The sequence below is a fragment of the Enterobacter sp. EGD-HP1 genome, assembly GCF_000733275.2.
Lineage (GTDB): Bacteria > Pseudomonadota > Gammaproteobacteria > Enterobacterales > Enterobacteriaceae > Enterobacter.
This window is the reverse complement of record NZ_AVOP01000034.1, coordinates 145,327-163,056: the sequence shown is the minus strand read 5'-3', so window position 1 is coordinate 163,056 and position 17,730 is coordinate 145,327. Positions and strand designations below refer to the sequence as shown.

The window sequence follows — 17,730 nt, the reverse complement described above, 5'->3', positions numbered from 1 at the left end:
TTCATAAGTAGAGGAATATAAACATGTCTAAAGTCGCTCTCATCACCGGCGTTACCGGGCAGGATGGTTCTTACCTGGCAGAGTTCCTGCTGGAAAAAGGGTATGAAGTTCACGGTATTAAACGTCGTGCATCTTCTTTCAACACCGAACGTGTGGATCATATCTATCAGGATCCTCACGCGGCGAACCCGAAATTCCACCTGCACTACGGCGACCTGACCGATACCTCCAACCTGACCCGTATCCTGCAGGAAGTACAGCCGGATGAAGTCTACAACCTGGGCGCGATGAGCCACGTAGCGGTCTCCTTCGAGTCCCCGGAATACACCGCTGACGTTGATGCCATGGGTACCCTGCGTTTGCTGGAAGCTATCCGCTTCCTCGGCCTTGAGAAGAAAACCCGCTTCTACCAGGCATCCACCTCCGAGCTGTACGGTCTGGTACAGGAAATCCCGCAGAAAGAGACCACGCCGTTCTACCCGCGCTCTCCGTATGCGGTAGCAAAACTGTACGCCTACTGGATCACCGTGAACTACCGTGAATCCTACGGCATGTACGCCTGTAACGGCATTCTGTTCAACCACGAATCTCCACGTCGCGGCGAAACCTTCGTAACCCGCAAAATCACTCGCGCTATCGCCAACATCGCGCAGGGTCTGGAGTCTTGCCTGCACCTCGGCAACATGGATTCCCTGCGTGACTGGGGCCATGCCAAAGACTACGTGAAAATGCAGTGGATGATGCTGCAGCAGGAACAGCCAGAAGACTTCGTGATTGCGACCGGCGTGCAGTACTCCGTGCGTCAGTTTGTTGAAATGGCGGCGGCACAGTTGGGCATCAAACTGCGCTTCGAAGGCACCGGTGTGGAAGAGAAAGGTATCGTTGTTTCTGTGACCGGCCACGACGCGCCGGGCGTGAAGCCAGGCGATGTCATTGTGCAGGTTGACCCGCGCTACTTCCGTCCTGCGGAAGTGGAAACCCTTCTGGGCGACCCAACCAAAGCGCACGAGAAGCTGGGCTGGAAACCAGAAATCACTCTGCAGGAGATGGTTTCCGAGATGGTAGCCAAAGATCTTGAAGCAGCGAAAAAACACTCTCTGCTCAAATCTCATGGCTACGAGGTTGCCATCGCGCTGGAGTCCTGAGAATGACAAAACAACGTATTTTTGTCGCCGGTCATCGCGGAATGGTGGGTTCCGCGATTGTTCGCCAGCTGGAACAGCGCGGTGACGTCGAAGTGGTCGTCCGTTCGCGAGACGAGCTGAACCTGCTCGACAGCCGTGCGGTACAGGACTTCTTTGCTAACGAACGCATTGACCAGGTGTATCTGGCGGCGGCGAAGGTGGGCGGCATTGTCGCTAACAACACTTACCCGGCGGATTTCATCTACGAAAACATGATGATCGAGAGCAACATCATTCACGCGGCGCATCTGCACAACGTGAATAAGCTGCTGTTCCTCGGATCGTCCTGTATTTACCCGAAAATGGCGAAACAGCCGATCGCCGAAAGCGAGCTGCTGCAGGGCACGCTTGAGGCCACCAACGAGCCGTACGCGATTGCCAAGATTGCCGGGATCAAGCTGTGCGAGTCCTACAACCGTCAGTACAACCGCGACTATCGTTCGGTGATGCCGACCAACCTGTACGGACCGCACGACAACTTCCACCCGAGCAACTCGCACGTGATCCCGGCGCTGCTGCGTCGCTTCCACGAGGCGACCGCCGAGAACGCGCCGGACGTGGTGGTGTGGGGCAGCGGTACGCCGATGCGCGAGTTCCTGCACGTGGACGACATGGCTGCCGCCAGCATTCACGTGATGGAGCTGGATCGCGAGGTATGGCAGGAGAACACCGAGCCGATGCTGTCGCACATCAACGTGGGTACCGGCGTGGACTGCACCATTCGCGAGCTGGCGCAAACCATCGCGCAGGTAGTGGGCTACAAAGGCCGCGTGGTGTTTGACGCCACGAAACCGGACGGCACGCCGCGCAAGCTGCTGGACGTGACCCGTCTGCATCAGCTGGGCTGGTATCACGAGGTGTCACTGGAGCAGGGGCTGGCCAGTACCTACCAGTGGTTCCTGGAAAACCAGCACCGCTTCCGGGGGTAACGATGTTTTTAAGTCAGGAAGATTTTGCCACGGTAGTGCGTTCCACTCCGCTCATCTCAATTGATTTGATCGTGGAGAACGAACGCGGCGAGTTCTTGCTGGGGAAACGAACCAACCGTCCTGCACAGGGCTTCTGGTTCGTGCCCGGCGGGCGCGTGCAGAAGGATGAGACGCTGAGCGATGCGTTCGAGCGTCTCACTCTGGCGGAACTGGGCCTGCAGCTGCCGATGGCGGCGGGCCAGTTTTACGGGGTCTGGCAGCACTTCTATGACGATAACTTTTCAGGCACCGGGTTCACCACGCACTACATCGTTCTGGGGTTCCGCCTGAAGGTGAGTGAGGCAGACCTGCGTCTGCCTGATTCTCAGCATGACGACTACCGCTGGCAGACGCCAGAGGCACTGCTGGCCAGCGACAATGTGCACGACAACAGCCGTGCCTATTTCCTGGCCGATCGTCAGGCCGAGGTGCCGGGCATATGAAGATCCTCGTATACGGAATCAACTACTCGCCGGAATTAACCGGTATCGGGAAATATACCGGCGAGATGGTCGAGTGGATGGCGAGCCAGGGACATGACGTGCGGGTCATTACCGCGCCGCCGTACTACCCGGAGTGGAAAGTCGGGGAGCGCTACTCAAGCTGGCGCTACCGTCGCGAAGAGGGCGCAGCGACCGTCTGGCGCTGCCCGCTGTACGTCCCTAAGCAGCCCTCAACGCTGAAACGGTTACTTCATCTGGGCAGCTTTGCCCTGAGCAGTTTCTTCCCGCTGATGGCGCAGCGTCGCTGGAAGCCGGATCGCATCATCGGCGTGGTGCCGACGCTGTTCTGCACGCCGGGCATGCGCCTGCTGGGCAAACTTTCCGGCGCGCGCACCCTGCTGCACATTCAGGATTATGAAGTTGACGCCATGCTGGGCCTGGGGATGGCAGGCAAAAGCAAGGGCGGCAAGGTGGCGAAGCTCGCCAGCGCCTTTGAGCGTAGCGGGCTGCACAACGTGGACTACGTCTCGACGATCTCGCGCTCGATGATGAACAAGGCGCAGGAGAAGGGCGTCCCGGCGGACAAAGTGATCTTCTTCCCGAACTGGTCCGAAGTGGCGCGTTTCCGCGACGTGACGGAGCTGGACGCTCAGGCCCTGCGCGCGCAGCTCGGTTTGCCTGAAGATCAAAAAATCATTCTTTACTCAGGCAACATCGGCGAAAAGCAGGGGCTGGAGAGCGTGATTGAAGCGGCCCAGCTGCTGAATGAACATCCGTGGACGTTTGTGATTGTCGGGCAGGGCGGTGGAAAGGCGCGGCTGGAAAAAATGGCCGGGGAACGCGGTCTGACCAACGTGAAATTTTTCCCGCTTCAGTCTTATGAGGCGTTGCCTGCGCTGCTGAAGATGGGCGACTGCCATCTGGTAGTGCAAAAACGCGGCGCCGCGGATGCGGTGCTGCCGTCCAAGCTGACCAACATTCTGGCGGTGGGCGGCAACGCGGTGATTACGGCAGAAGCCGAAACAGAATTAGGCCAGCTGTGCGACAGCTATCCGGGAATTGCCGTGTGCGTGGAGCCGGAATCGGTCCCAGCGCTGGTAACCGGAATTGAACAGGCGCTTGCCATGCCAAAAGTGAACACGGTGGCACGTGAATATGCCGAACGCACGCTCGAGAAAGAGAACGTGCTGAGCCAATTTATTGCAGATATACGGGGATAAATCATGAGTCAAACCACTTTGTATCCGGTTGTGATGGCTGGTGGCTCTGGTAGCCGGTTGTGGCCGCTGTCCCGCGTGCTCTATCCAAAACAGTTCCTCTGCCTGAAAGGGGATCTCACCATGCTGCAGACGACGGTAAACCGTCTGCACGGCGTGGAGTGTGAAAGCCCGGTGGTGATTTGTAACGAACAGCACCGTTTTATTGTTGCCGAGCAGCTGCGCCAGCTGAACAAACTTACCGAAAACATCATCCTGGAGCCTGCCGGACGCAATACCGCGCCTGCGATCGCCCTGGCGGCGCTGGCGGCAAAACGCAGCAGCCCGGACTGTGACCCGCTGATGCTGGTCCTGGCGGCTGACCACGTCATTCAGCAGGAAGACGCATTCCGCGACGCGGTGCGTGCGGCCATTCCTTACGCGGAGAGCGGCAAGCTGGTGACCTTCGGCATCGTGCCGGATCTGCCGGAAACCGGCTATGGCTATATTCGCCGCGGCAGCGTGACGCCGGGTGAAGGCGACAGCGTGGCGTTTGACGTGGCGCAGTTTGTTGAAAAACCGAATCTGGAAACCGCGCAGGCGTATGTCGCCAGCGGTGAGTATTACTGGAACAGCGGGATGTTCCTGTTCCGCGCCGGACGCTACCTGGAAGAGCTGCGCAAATACCGCCCGGATATTCTGAACGCCTGCGAGAAAGCGATGGCGGTGGTGGACCCGGATCTCGACTTCATCCGCGTGGATGAAGAGGCGTTCCTCGCCTGCCCGGAAGAGTCCATTGACTACGCGGTGATGGAACGTACGGCGGATGCCGTCGTGGTACCGATGGATGCGGGCTGGAGCGATGTCGGCTCTTGGTCCTCCCTGTGGGAGATCAGCGCCCATACCCCGGAGGGTAACGTCCATCACGGTGATGTGATTAGCCACAAAACGGAAAACAGCTACGTTTACGCCGAATCTGGCCTGGTGACCACGGTCGGGGTGAAGGACCTGGTAGTTGTCCAGACCAAGGACGCCGTGCTGATTGCCGACCGTAACGCCGTGCAGGACGTTAAAAAAGTGGTGGAGCAGATCAAGGCCGATGGCCGTCACGAGCACCATATTCACCGTGAAGTCTACCGTCCGTGGGGGAAATATGACTCCATCGACTCCGGTGACCGCTACCAGGTCAAACGCATCACCGTTAAGCCGGGCGAGGGGTTGTCGGTGCAGATGCACCATCACCGCGCCGAGCACTGGGTGGTGGTCGCGGGTACCGCTAAAGTGACCATCGACGGTGAAGTCAAACTTCTGGGTGAAAACGAATCCATTTATATTCCGCTGGGGGCGACGCACTGTCTGGAGAACCCGGGGAAAATTCCTCTCGACTTGATTGAGGTGCGCTCCGGCTCGTATCTGGAAGAAGACGATATCGTGCGCTTCCAGGACCGCTACGGGCGGGTATAGCACTTTGGATTATGCCCGGTGGCGCTGCGCTTACCGGGCCTACGAATGACAAAAAAATCAATTTGGCCATTTAGTGGTCAGGGCCGACTGTTGCCTGAAAAAGGGGTCATCATGGAAAAATTAACCTGTTTTAAAGCCTACGATATTCGCGGCAAGCTGGGCGAAGAGCTGAATGAAGACATCGCGTGGCGTATTGGCCGCGCGTACGGCGAATATTTAAAGCCGCAGACCATCGTGCTGGGCGGCGATGTGCGTCTGACCAGTGAATCCCTGAAGCTGGCCCTGGCGAAAGGGCTGCAGGATGCGGGCGTGGACGTGCTGGATATCGGCCTTTCCGGGACCGAAGAGATTTACTTTGCCACCTTCCACCTGGGCGTGGACGGCGGGATCGAAGTGACGGCCAGCCACAATCCGATGGACTACAACGGGATGAAGCTGGTGCGCAAGGGCGCTCGCCCGATTAGCGGCGACACCGGCCTGCGCGACGTGCAGCGCCTGGCGGAAGCCAATGATTTCCCGCCGGTGAACGAGGCGAAGCGCGGTAGCTACAAAAAAATCAACCTGCAGAAAGAGTACATCGACCACCTGCTGGGCTACATCAACGTGGCGAACCTCAAGCCGTTGAAGCTGGTGATCAACTCCGGCAACGGCGCGGCCGGCCCGGTGGTGGATGCGCTGGAAGCGCGCTTTAAAGCGCTGAACGTGCCGGTGACCTTCATCAAAGTGCACAACACCCCGGACGGCAACTTCCCGAACGGTATTCCTAACCCGCTGCTGCCGGAGTGCCGCGACGATACACGCAACGCGGTGATTGAGCACGGCGCGGACATGGGCATCGCCTTTGACGGCGATTTCGACCGCTGCTTCCTGTTCGACGAGAAAGGGCAGTTCATCGAGGGCTACTACATTGTCGGCCTGCTGGCGGAAGCGTTCCTTGAGAAAAACCCGGGCGCGAAAATCATTCACGATCCGCGCCTTTCCTGGAACACCGTCGACGTGGTGTCCGCGGCAGGCGGTACGCCGGTGATGTCCAAAACCGGCCACGCCTTCATCAAAGAGCGCATGCGTGAAGAAGATGCCATTTACGGCGGCGAAATGAGCGCCCACCACTACTTCCGCGATTTTGCCTACTGCGACAGCGGGATGATCCCGTGGCTGCTGGTGACCGAGCTGCTGTGCCTGAAGGGGCAGACGCTGGGCGAGCTGGTGCGCGACCGCATGGCGGCGTTCCCGGCGAGCGGGGAGATCAACAGCAAGCTGGCGCAGCCGGCCGAGGCCATTGCCCGCGTGGAGCAGCACTTTGCGATTCACGCGCTGGAAATTGACCGTACGGACGGCATCAGCATGGCGTTCCCACAGTGGCGCTTTAACCTGCGCTCGTCCAATACCGAGCCGGTGGTGCGCCTGAACGTGGAATCTCGTGCTGACACGGCGCTGATGGAAGCCCGAACGAAGGACATTCTGGCGCTGTTGAATCAGTAATAATTGCCCCTCCCGCTGGGAGGGGGAACCGAATACAGGAACAACGATGACGAATCTAAAAAAACGCGAACGAGCGAGAACGAATGCATCGTTAATCTCTATGGTGCAGCGTTTTTCTGATATCACCATCATGGTCGGTGGATTGTGGGCGGTGTGTCGGATCGGCGGGCTGCCGTTCTTATACATGCATCTACTGATGGCACTCATTGCGCTGGTTGTGTTTCAGATGATCGGCGGAATGACGGATTTCTACCGCTCGTGGCGCGGCGTCAAAATGACCACCGAACTGATGCTGTTGCTGCAAAACTGGACCCTGAGCCTGATCTTCAGCGCCGGCCTGGTGGCGTTCAGCCATGATTTTGACAATCGCCTCGTCACCTATCTCTGCTGGTATTTGCTGACCAGCGTCGGCATGGTGGTGTGCCGTTCCCTGATCCGCTTTGGCGCGGGCTGGCTGCGTAACCGTGGCTACAATCGCCGCTTCGTTGCCGTAGCGGGCGATTTGTCGGTCGGCAAGGTGCTGCTCGACAGCTTCCGCAAAGAGCCGTGGTTAGGGTTTGAAGTGGTGGGGATTTACCACGACGCGAAGCCGGGCGGCGTGCCTGCGGACTGGGCGGGTAATTACGAACAGCTTATTGAAGACGCGAAAGCCGGCAAAATTCACAACGTCTACATCGCCATGCAGATGAAAGACGAATTCCGCATTAAGCAACTGATGCGCGAGCTGGCGGATACCACCTGTTCGGTGATCCTGATCCCGGACGTCTTTACCTTCAACATCCTTCACTCCCGTATTGAAGAGGTGAACGGCGTGCCGGTGGTGCCGCTGTACGACACGCCGCTGTCGGGCATTAACCGCGTGCTGAAACGCGCGGAAGATATCGTGCTCTCTTCACTGATCCTGCTGCTGATATCGCCTGTTCTGTGCTGCATTGCCCTGGCGGTGAAGCTGAGCTCTCCCGGCCCGGTTATCTTCCGCCAGACCCGCTACGGTATGGACGGTAAGCCGATTATGGTGTGGAAATTCCGCTCCATGAAGGTGATGGAAAACGACAAGGTGGTGACCCAGGCAACGCAGAACGATCCGCGCGTTACCCGCGTGGGCAACTTCCTGCGCCGCACCTCGCTGGACGAACTGCCGCAGTTTATCAACGTCTTCACCGGCGGGATGTCGATTGTGGGCCCGCGTCCGCACGCGGTGGCGCATAACGAGCAGTACCGCTCGCTGATTGAGGGCTACATGCTGCGCCACAAGGTGAAGCCGGGCATCACCGGTTGGGCGCAGATCAACGGCTGGCGCGGCGAAACCGACACGCTGGAAAAAATGGAAAAACGTATCGAATTCGATCTGGAGTACATCCGTGAATGGAGTATCTGGTTCGATATCAAGATTGTTTTTCTGACCATCTTCAAAGGTTTCGTGAACAAAGCGGCGTACTAAGATGAGCTTACGTGAAAAAACCATCAGCGGCGCCAAGTGGTCAGCGATGGCGACCATCGTCATCATTGGCCTCGGTCTGGTGCAGATGACCGTGCTGGCGCGCATTATTGATAATCACCAGTTCGGTCTGCTGACCGTCTCGCTGGTGATTATCGCGCTGGCCGATACGCTGTCTGATTTTGGTATTGCCAACTCGATTATCCAGCGCAAAGAGATCAGCCATCTTGAGCTGACTACGCTCTACTGGCTGAACGTTGGGCTGGGGATTTTCGTGTTCGTGCTGGTGTTCCTGCTGAGTGACACCATCGCCAGCGTGCTGCACAACCCGGATCTGGCTCCGCTGATGCGCACGCTGTCGTTTGCTTTCGTGGTGATCCCGCACGGGCAGCAGTTCCGCGCGCTGATGCAGAAAGAGCTGGAGTTCAACAAGATCGGCATGATCGAGACCAGCGCGGTTCTGGCGGGCTTTACCTTCACCGTGGTGAGCGCCCATTTCTGGCCGCTGGCGATGACCGCCATCCTCGGATACCTGGTTAACTCTGCCGTGCGTACGCTGCTGTTCGGCTACTTTGGCCGCAAGATCTACCGTCCCGGGCTGCATTTCTCTCTCGCATCCGTCTCGTCCAACCTGCGCTTTGGGGCGTGGCTGACGGCGGACAGCATCATCAACTATGTGAATACCAACCTGTCGACGCTGGTGCTGGCGCGTATTCTTGGCGCGAGCGTGGCGGGGGGCTACAACCTGGCCTACAACGTCGCGGTGGTGCCGCCGATGAAGCTGAACCCGATTATCACCCGCGTCCTGTTCCCTGCGTTTGCCAAGATTCAGGACGACACCGAGAAGCTGCGCGTTAACTTCTACAAGCTGCTTTCCGTGGTGGGGATTATCAACTTCCCGGTGCTGCTGGGGCTGATGGTGGTTTCCAGCAACTTCGTGCCGCTGGTGTTTGGTGAGAAGTGGAACGGCATCATCCCGATCCTGCAGCTGCTGTGCGTGGTGGGGCTGCTGCGCTCCGTGGGGAACCCGATTGGGTCTCTGCTGATGGCAAAAGCGCGCGTGGACATCAGCTTCAAGTTCAACGTGTTCAAAACTTTCCTGTTTATTCCGGCAATTATCGTCGGCGGGCATATGGCGGGCGCCATCGGCGTTACGCTGGGCTTCCTGCTGGTGCAGGTAGTCAATACCGTTCTGAGCTACTTCATCATGATCAAGCCGGTGCTGGGCTCCAGCTACCGTCAGTACATCCTGAGCCTGTGGCTGCCGTTCTATCTCTCATTGCCGACCCTGGCGGTGAGCTACGGCCTGGGCATCATCCTCAGCGGCCATCTGCCGCTGGCCGCGCTGCTGGCGGTGCAGGTTGCCGCGGGGGCGCTGGCGTTCGTCGTGATGATTGTGCTGTCGCGCAATGCGCTGGTGGTAGAGATGAAGCGCCAGTTTTGCCGTAACGAAAAAATGAAAACGCTGCTTCGCGCAGGCTAGTTATTTAAGAGGCCATTATGAAATTATTAATTCTTGGCAACCATACCTGCGGCAACCGTGGCGACAGCGCCATCCTGCGCGGTTTACTGGATGCAATTAACACCCTTAAGCCTGAGACCGAAGTGGACGTGATGAGCCGGTATCCGGTCAGCTCATCCTGGTTGCTGAACCGCCCGGTGATGGGTGACCCGCTCTACAGCCAGATGAAACAGCATAACAACGCCGCGGGCGTCATGGGCCGCGTGAAGAAAGTGCTGCGTCGTCGCTACCAGCACCAGGTGCTGCTTTCCCGCGTGACCGATACCGGCAAGCTGCGCAACATCGCTATCGCGCAGGGCTTTACCGATTTTGTTCGTCTGCTGTCCGGCTATGACGCCATTATTCAGGTTGGCGGATCGTTCTTCGTCGATCTCTACGGCGTGCCGCAGTTTGAGCATGCGCTCTGCACCTTTATGGCGAAAAAGCCGCTGTTTATGATCGGTCACAGCGTGGGGCCATTCCAGGATCCGCAGTTTAACCAGCTCGCAAACTACGTCTTCGGCCACTGCGACGCGCTGATCCTGCGTGAATCGGTCAGCCTCGACATGATGAAGCGCAGCGAAATTGACACGTCAAAAGTTGAGCACGGCGTGGACACCGCCTGGCTGGTGGATCACCAGAACGACGGCTTCCAGCCGAGCTACGCGGTGCAGCACTGGCTCGACGTGGCGGCGAAACAGAAAACCGTTGCTATTACTCTGCGCGAGCTGGCACCCTTCGATAAGCGTTTAGGCACGACCCAGGCGGCGTATGAGAAAGCCTTCGCCGACGTGGTGAACCGCGTGCTGGACAGCGGCTACCAGGTGCTGGCGCTTTCCACCTGCACCGGTATCGACAGCTACAACAAAGACGACCGCATGGTGGCACTGAACCTGCGCAGCCTGGTGAACGATCCGTCGCGCTATCACGTGGTGATGGACGAGCTGAACGACCTGGAGATGGGCAAGCTGCTCTCCGCATGTGACCTGACCGTCGGCACGCGCCTGCACTCCGCCATTATCTCCATGAACTTTGGCACGCCGGCCATTGCCATCAACTACGAACACAAATCAGCAGGCATCATGCAGCAGCTTGGTATGCCTGAAATGGCCGTGGATATCCGTCATCTGCTGGATGGTTCGCTGGGTTCGATGGTGGGCGACACGCTCGGCCAGCTGCCTGCGATCAATGAACGCCTGGCCGTGGCGGTGAAAGCCGAGCGCGAGAAGGGCATTGGGATGGTGAAATCGGTGCTCGATCGCGTGCGGGAGGAGAAATGAAGGTTGGTTTCTTCTTACTGAAATTTCCGCTGTCGTCTGAAACGTTTGTCCTGAACCAAATCACCGCGTTTATCGATATGGGATATGACGTGGAGATTATCGCCCTGCAAAAGGGCGATACCAAAAATACCCATGCGGCCTATACCCAGTATGGGCTGGAGGCGAAAACCCGCTGGCTGCAGGATGAACCGTCCGGGAAGCTGAGCAAGCTGCGCCACCGGGCCAGCCAGACCTTACGCGGGATCCACCGCGCGTCGACGTGGCGGGCGCTGAATGTTTCCCGCTACGGGTCTGAATCTCGCAATCTGATCCTCTCGGCCATCTGCGGACAAACGGCGCAGCCGTATCGTGCCGACGTGTTTATCGCCCACTTTGGCCCGGCGGGCGTCACCGCCGCGAAGCTGCGCGAACTGGGCGTGATCGACGGGAAAATCGCGACCATCTTCCACGGTATCGACATCTCCAGCCGCGAAGTGCTGGATCACTATACGCCGGAGTATCAGCAGCTGTTCAGGCGCGGCGATATGATGCTGCCTATCAGCGACCTGTGGGCCGGACGCCTGAAAAACATGGGATGCCCGGGAGAGAAAATTGCCGTTTCGCGTATGGGCGTGGATTTAACGCGCTTCACTCGTCGTCCTGTAAAGGTGCCGGGAAAACCGCTGCAGATCATCTCCGTTGCTCGTCTGACCGAGAAGAAAGGCCTCCATGTGGCCATTGAAGCCTGCCGCCAGCTGAAGGCGCGCGGGCTGGATTTCCACTATCGCATTCTCGGGATTGGGCCGTGGGAGCGCCGTTTACGCACGCTTATCGAACAATATCAGCTGGAAGATGTCGTGGAGATGCCGGGCTTCAAGCCAAGCCACGAGGTCAAGGCCATGCTAGATGAGGCGGATGTGTTCCTGCTGCCCTCGGTGACGGGCGCTGATGGCGATATGGAAGGTATTCCGGTGGCGCTGATGGAGGCGATGGCCGTCGGTATTCCGGTGGTCTCAACCCTGCACAGCGGGATCCCGGAGCTGATTAAGTCTGACTATTCCGGCTGGCTGGTACCGGAGAATAACGCGATGGCCCTTGCGGACCGATTAGCTGCCTTCAGCGACATCGACCAGCAGGCGCTGGAGCCCGTGCTCCAGAATGCCCGACAAAAAGTTGAAGCCGATTTTAACCAGCAGGTGATTAACCGCCAGTTAGCGAGCCTGCTTCAAACGCTGTAATGCCGAGGTTGTATGCTGAAAAAGATTACCCGACGCACTTTTATCTCTTCTCTGTCCGTTCTGGCGGCTATGCCGCTGCTGTCATCACGCAACGCGCGGGCGGCAGCCGGAAGAACGGTCTCTGTTAATCAGTATAATAACAACGACTGGATCGCCGCCTTTAAGCAAGCGTTTAATGAAGGTGACACCGTCCTGGTTCCTGCCGGGCTCACCTGCGAAAACATCAATACGGGCATTTTCATTCCAAACGGTAAAACGCTGCTGATCCGCGGGGCGTTAACCGGCAACGGGCGCGGCCGCTTTGTTTTGCAGGAAGGCAGCAAAGTGATAGGCGAAGGTGCCGGTCGCACGGAGAATATTACGCTCGACGTTCGCGGCTCTGACTGCGTCATCAAAGGGCTGGCCATGAGCGGTTTTGGCCCGGTGACGCAGATTTACATCGGCGGCAAGAAGCCCAGCGTAATGCGTAACCTGCTCATTGATAACATCAGCGTGAGTGAGGCCAACTACGCCATCCTGCGCCAGGGTTTCCACAACCAGGTGGACGGTGCACGCATCACCAACAGTAAATTTAGCCATCTGCAGGGGGATGCGATCGAGTGGAACGTCGCCATCAACGATCGCAATATCCTGATCTCCGATCATGTCATCGACAATATCAACTGCACTAACGGCAAGATCAACTGGGGTATCGGCATTGGCCTCGCCGGCAGCACCTACGATAACGACTATCCGGAAAAGCAAACCGTCAAGAACTTCGTGGTGGCGAACATCACCGGCAGCAATTGTCGCCAGCTGGTGCATGTTGAAAACGGCAAGCATTTTGTTATTCGCAATATTAAGGCCAAAAATATTACACCCGATTTCAGTAAAAAGGCGGGAATAGACAACGCCACGGTGGCTATTTATGGCTGTGATAATTTCATTATTGATAATATCGATATGGTTAATAGTGCCGGTATGTTAATCGGCTATGGGGTCATAAAAGGCGATTATTTGTCCATCCCGCAAAACTTCAAGCTCAACAATATTCACCTCGATAATCGACAGCTTGCGTATAAATTGCGCGGAATACAGATTTCATCCGGTAACGCCACCTCGTTTGTGGCGATAACCAACGTGGAAATGCAGCGTGCTACGCTGGAATTACACAACAAGCCGCAACATCTTTTTTTACGCAACATCAATGTGATGCAGGAAGCCGCTGTGGGGCCCGCTCTGAAGATCAACTTCGACCTGCGCAAGGATGTGCGGGGTAAATTCATGGCGAAAGACGAGACGTTGCTGTCACTGGCGAACATTAAAGCTGTGAATGAGAAGGGGCAAAGCTCGGTGGATATTGACCGGGTCGACCAGCAGGTGGTAAATGCGGAAAGGCTGAACTTTGCGCTTCCGCACAGATAATCGACAATTTTCTGTTTTGAGACTATTCCTGGCATAAAAGCGCAATCGAATCAGATTACATCTACAGAAATTTATGAGGTGAAGGCGTAACATTGCTCAAGGATTACGGCAAATCATGCTGGCGAAAACAGGTTTAAGAGCTATAATTCGTCAACCATTTTAAGGTGGAAGAAATAATGATTAATTTGAAAGCAGTCATTCCGGTAGCGGGCCTGGGCATGCATATGCTGCCAGCCACGAAAGCCATTCCTAAAGAGATGCTGCCGATCGTTGACAAGCCTATGATTCAGTACATTGTCGACGAGATTGTTGCTGCAGGGATCAAAGAAATCGTCCTGGTTACGCACTCGTCCAAGAATGCGGTAGAAAACCACTTCGACACCTCTTACGAACTCGAAGCGCTGCTTGAGCAGCGCGTCAAACGCCAGCTGCTGGCGGAAGTACAGTCTATTTGTCCGCCGGGCGTGACCATCATGAACGTGCGCCAGGCGCAGCCGCTGGGTCTGGGTCACTCTATTCTGTGTGCCCGTCCGGTTGTGGGTGACAATCCGTTTATCGTTGTGCTGCCGGATATCATTCTGGACACCGCCACAGCCGATCCACTGCGTTACAACCTGGCGGCTATGGTCGCGCGTTTTAACGAGACGGGTCGTAGTCAGGTTCTGGCTAAGCGCATGGAAGGTGACCTGTCTGAATACTCTGTTATCCAGACGAAAGAAGCGCTGGAATCGGACGGTCAGGTGAGCCGCATTGTTGAGTTCATCGAAAAACCGGATCAGCCACAAACGCTGGATTCCGATCTGATGGCGGTTGGTCGCTATGTTCTTAATGCTGATATCTGGGCTGAGCTGGAAAAAACGAAGCCCGGTGCCTGGGAACGTATTCAGCTGACCGATGCGATCGCTGAACTGGCGAAAAAACAGTCTGTTGACGCGATGTTGATGACGGGCGACAGCTATGACTGCGGCAAAAAAATGGGGTATATGCAGGCGTTTGTGAACTACGGACTGCGTAACGTGAAGGAAGGGCAGAAGTTCCGCGAAAGGATTACGAAACTGCTCGAATCACATGATTAAACGGCAATTTTGAATACACAGTAAAACAGGAGACTACCCTGAATTTCAGGGTGGTCTTTTGTCCTATTTAAAGTATATAAAAGCATTTTCAAATTTTGGCAATCAATGAGCCAAAATCATATTATCTCTCTCTCCTGCATGTGGTCGGTATCCGCAGGATGAGAAATTCAATTTCGATTATTGCTTCTGGTAGCCTAAGCCAGGGGCGGTAGCGTGCCTTTTTTACACACAAATCAGTATTGAGCAAAGCAGGAGAAGAAGGATGTTACTTCCAGTGGTGATCGCAGGAGGAACAGGGAGCCGGCTATGGCCGATGTCTCGCGAGTTGCAGCCCAAGCAATTTCTGTCATTCCATCAGGGGGGATCAATGCTTCAAAATACGATCTCTCGTTTGGACGGGCTCAATGTGACAAATCCCATCGTTATCTGTAATGAAGATCATCGTTTTCTGGTGGCAGAACAGCTAAGGCAAATGCACAAACTTGCCGGGAACATCATTCTTGAACCTGTAGGACGCAATACTGCTCCAGCGATAACACTGGCTGCACTGCATGCGATTAGCGCAGGTGAAGATCCTGTCATGCTCATTTTGGCAGCGGATCATCTCATTTCAGATAACGCAGCATTTCATACTGTCATCACCGACGCGATCCCCTTTGCCGAAGATGGAAAACTCGTCACCTTTGGTATCGTCCCCACCCAACCTGAAACGGGATATGGTTACATCCAGCGTGGCGAAGAACAGCATGCTGGCAACGCAACGGCCTGGAAAATCAAAAGATTCGTTGAAAAACCCGATAAAGCGACCGCTGTTTCCTATCTTGAAAGCAAAGAATACCTCTGGAACAGCGGGATGTTTATGTTCCGGGCCTCTGCGTATCTGAATGAAGTGGCTAAATTTTGCCCATCAATACTTGACGCCTGCAAGAATGCAATGCAGCAACCTGTCAACGACCTCGATTTTATTAAACTCAATAAAGATATCTTTACGGAATGCCCGTCCGACTCTATCGACTATGCCGTAATGGAGCATACGGAATTAGGGATCGTAACTGCAATGGATGCAGGCTGGAATGATGTTGGCTCATGGTCGGCTCTGTGGGAAACATCAACCCATGATACTAATGGAAACGCATTGATTGGGGATGTATTCACTCATAATACACGCTCATGCTATATCCGCAGCGAAGATAAATTAACGGCTGCGTTGGGATTAGACGATCTTATTATCGTCAATACCAGAGATGCGCTGCTTGTCTCTCATAAAAATAGTGTTCAGGATGTCAAAGTCATAGTTGAACATCTGAAGGCAAATTCGAGAAGTGAATGTCGCGAGCATACGACTCGCTATATGCCCTGGGGACATGTTGAAACATTGGTTCGCGATGCACGTTATAAAGTTAATCGTGTAACCATTATTCCTGGCGGCGAGCTTTCACTACAATTGCATCATCACCGACTGGAACACTGGGTTGTCTTAACCGGTACGGCATTGATTGGTGTAGAGGATGAAGTGGTTTACCTGACTGAAAATGAATCGACAACTATTCCTGTTGGCAAAAAACATCGACTTTCAAACCCCGGGAAAATTAATCTTGAGGTTCTGGAAATTCAGTTTGGTAGCTATTTGGGTGACGATGACGTAGTAAGGATTTCATAATGGAAGATAAAAATAATAAAAAGTTAACATGCTTCAAAGCCTATGATATTCGTGGGAAACTTGGCGAAGAACTTAATGAAGATATCGCCTGGCGTATCGGGCGAGCTTATGCGCAGTGCTTAGCTCCAAAGCAGGTAGTGGTTGGCGGTGATGTTCGTTTAACTAGCGAATCATTAAAACTGGCGCTTGCAGAGGGCTTGATGGATGGGGGATGCGATGTTCTTGATATTGGGTTGTCAGGGACTGAAGAGATCTATTTTGCGACATTCTTCCTTAATGTAGACGGTGGAATTGAAGTTACCGCAAGCCATAACCCAATAGATTATAACGGGATGAAACTGGTTCGCAGAGGCGCGCGTCCTGTGAGTGGTGACACTGGCCTAAAAGATATTCAAGCGTTAGCTAAAGAAAACAAATTTACGTCCAGCAAGACCAAGGGAAGTTATAAGAAAATTAATATCCTGGACGCTTATGTTGACCATCTGCTGGGATATGTCAATCTTGATAATTTCCGCATCAAACCGTTGAAGTTGGTTATCAATTCCGGTAATGGTGCTGCGGGTCATGTTATTGATGAAATAGAATCACGATTCAAAGCAGCGGGCCTCCCTGTTGAGTTTGTCAAAGTTCATAATGAACCCGATGGCACATTTCCACACGGTATACCAAACCCACTACTGCCTGAAGCACGACAGGATACTGCAAACGTTGTGTTAGAAACTCAGGCCAATATGGGCATTGCCTTTGATGGTGATTTTGATCGCTGTTTCTTGTTTGATGAGCATGCCAATTTTATTGAAGGCTATTATATTGTTGGTTTGTTAGCTGAAGCATTTCTTAAGAAAGAGCCCGGTGCAAAAATTATCCATGATCCACGCTTAACATGGAATACCATCGATATAGTTGAAAGCGCTGGCGGCATACCCGTTCTGTCGAAAACAGGCCATGCTTTCATTAAAGAACGTATGCGCATAGAAAATGCGGTGTACGGTGGCGAGATGAGCGCCCACCACTATTTCCGTGAGTTTGCTTATTGCGACAGCGGTATGATTCCGTGGCTCCTGGTTGCAGAACTTGTCCTGACGTCAGGTTCTTCGCTGGGAGAACTCGTTAAATCGCGCATCGCAAGATTCCCCGTCTCGGGAGAGATCAATCGTAAGGTAGAGAATGCAGTCGAGCTTATTGCTGATATTGAAGCCCGCTATTCTCCTCAAGCTATCAATATTGACTATACCGATGGTTTGAGCATGTCATTTGCTGACTGGCGTTTTAATATCCGTACGTCTAATACTGAACCGTTGCTCCGTCTCAACGTTGAGACGGATGCTGACGAAGAATTAATGATAACGAAACGAGATGAGCTGTTAGAACTGATTAATAGCTGATTCTGATTTGCTTAATCGCGTGGGAAAAATTA

At 54.8% G+C, this 17,730-nt stretch carries 14 protein-coding genes; all 14 read left to right on the top strand.

Annotated elements, in window-relative coordinates; genetic code table 11:
* Positions 1 to 23: 23 nt before the first annotated feature.
* The 14 genes from gmd (at position 24) to cpsG (N037_RS19450) (ending at position 17,698) form a co-directional block, all read left to right on the top strand.
* On the top strand, positions 24 to 1,145 hold the full coding sequence (gmd, locus tag N037_RS19515; RefSeq protein WP_014884502.1) for a GDP-mannose 4,6-dehydratase: 1,122 nt from the start codon (positions 24 to 26) through the stop codon (positions 1,143 to 1,145).
* Between the two features lie 2 nt (positions 1,146 to 1,147).
* Complete coding sequence (gene fcl / locus N037_RS19510) at positions 1,148 to 2,113, top strand: GDP-L-fucose synthase (RefSeq protein ID WP_032642824.1); 966 nt, start codon at positions 1,148 to 1,150, stop codon at positions 2,111 to 2,113.
* Positions 2,114 to 2,115: 2 nt separating this feature from the next.
* A complete protein-coding gene (locus tag N037_RS19505) occupies positions 2,116 to 2,595 on the top strand; it encodes a GDP-mannose mannosyl hydrolase (RefSeq protein WP_023336270.1) in 480 nt (159 codons plus the stop codon).
* The gene (wcaI, locus tag N037_RS19500) at positions 2,592 to 3,815 is read left to right on the top strand and encodes a colanic acid biosynthesis fucosyltransferase WcaI (RefSeq protein ID WP_032642823.1); all 1,224 of its coding nucleotides are present in this window, start codon (positions 2,592 to 2,594) and stop codon (positions 3,813 to 3,815) included. The genes N037_RS19505 and wcaI overlap by 4 nt, the downstream gene beginning before the upstream one ends.
* A gap of 3 nt (positions 3,816 to 3,818) precedes the next feature.
* Positions 3,819 to 5,255, top strand: a complete 1,437-nt coding sequence (gene cpsB, locus N037_RS19495; RefSeq protein WP_023336268.1) for a mannose-1-phosphate guanyltransferase — start codon at positions 3,819 to 3,821, stop codon at positions 5,253 to 5,255.
* A 111-nt stretch (positions 5,256 to 5,366) separates the two neighbouring features.
* On the top strand, positions 5,367 to 6,737 hold the full coding sequence (gene cpsG / locus N037_RS19490) for a colanic acid biosynthesis phosphomannomutase CpsG (protein ID WP_032642822.1): 1,371 nt from the start codon (positions 5,367 to 5,369) through the stop codon (positions 6,735 to 6,737).
* Between the two features lie 46 nt (positions 6,738 to 6,783).
* Entirely contained in the window at positions 6,784 to 8,178 is a 1,395-nt protein-coding gene (gene wcaJ, locus N037_RS19485) for an undecaprenyl-phosphate glucose phosphotransferase (protein ID WP_032642821.1), read from the top strand.
* Between the two features lies 1 nt (position 8,179).
* The gene (wzxC, locus tag N037_RS19480) at positions 8,180 to 9,658 is read left to right on the top strand and encodes a colanic acid undecaprenyl disphosphate flippase WzxC (RefSeq protein ID WP_023336265.1); all 1,479 of its coding nucleotides are present in this window, start codon (positions 8,180 to 8,182) and stop codon (positions 9,656 to 9,658) included.
* Positions 9,659 to 9,675: 17 nt separating this feature from the next.
* On the top strand, positions 9,676 to 10,956 hold the full coding sequence (wcaK, locus tag N037_RS19475) for a colanic acid biosynthesis pyruvyl transferase WcaK (RefSeq protein ID WP_032642820.1): 1,281 nt from the start codon (positions 9,676 to 9,678) through the stop codon (positions 10,954 to 10,956).
* Entirely contained in the window at positions 10,953 to 12,173 is a 1,221-nt protein-coding gene (wcaL, locus tag N037_RS19470) for a colanic acid biosynthesis glycosyltransferase WcaL (RefSeq protein WP_032642819.1), read from the top strand. Before wcaK ends, wcaL begins: the two co-directional genes overlap by 4 nt.
* 12 nt (positions 12,174 to 12,185) lie before the next feature.
* Positions 12,186 to 13,577, top strand: coding sequence for a colanic acid biosynthesis protein WcaM (gene wcaM / locus N037_RS19465; RefSeq protein ID WP_032642818.1), 1,392 nt, complete (start codon positions 12,186 to 12,188; stop codon positions 13,575 to 13,577).
* Positions 13,578 to 13,753: 176 nt separating this feature from the next.
* Entirely contained in the window at positions 13,754 to 14,653 is a 900-nt protein-coding gene (gene galF, locus N037_RS19460) for a UTP--glucose-1-phosphate uridylyltransferase GalF (RefSeq protein ID WP_023336261.1), read from the top strand.
* Between the two features lie 262 nt (positions 14,654 to 14,915).
* The gene (locus N037_RS19455) at positions 14,916 to 16,313 is read left to right on the top strand and encodes a mannose-1-phosphate guanylyltransferase/mannose-6-phosphate isomerase (RefSeq protein ID WP_023336260.1); all 1,398 of its coding nucleotides are present in this window, start codon (positions 14,916 to 14,918) and stop codon (positions 16,311 to 16,313) included.
* Positions 16,313 to 17,698, top strand: a complete 1,386-nt coding sequence (gene cpsG, locus N037_RS19450) for a phosphomannomutase CpsG (protein ID WP_032642817.1) — start codon at positions 16,313 to 16,315, stop codon at positions 17,696 to 17,698. The genes N037_RS19455 and cpsG (N037_RS19450) overlap by 1 nt, the downstream gene beginning before the upstream one ends.
* The last annotated feature ends 32 nt before the right edge of the window (positions 17,699 to 17,730 follow it).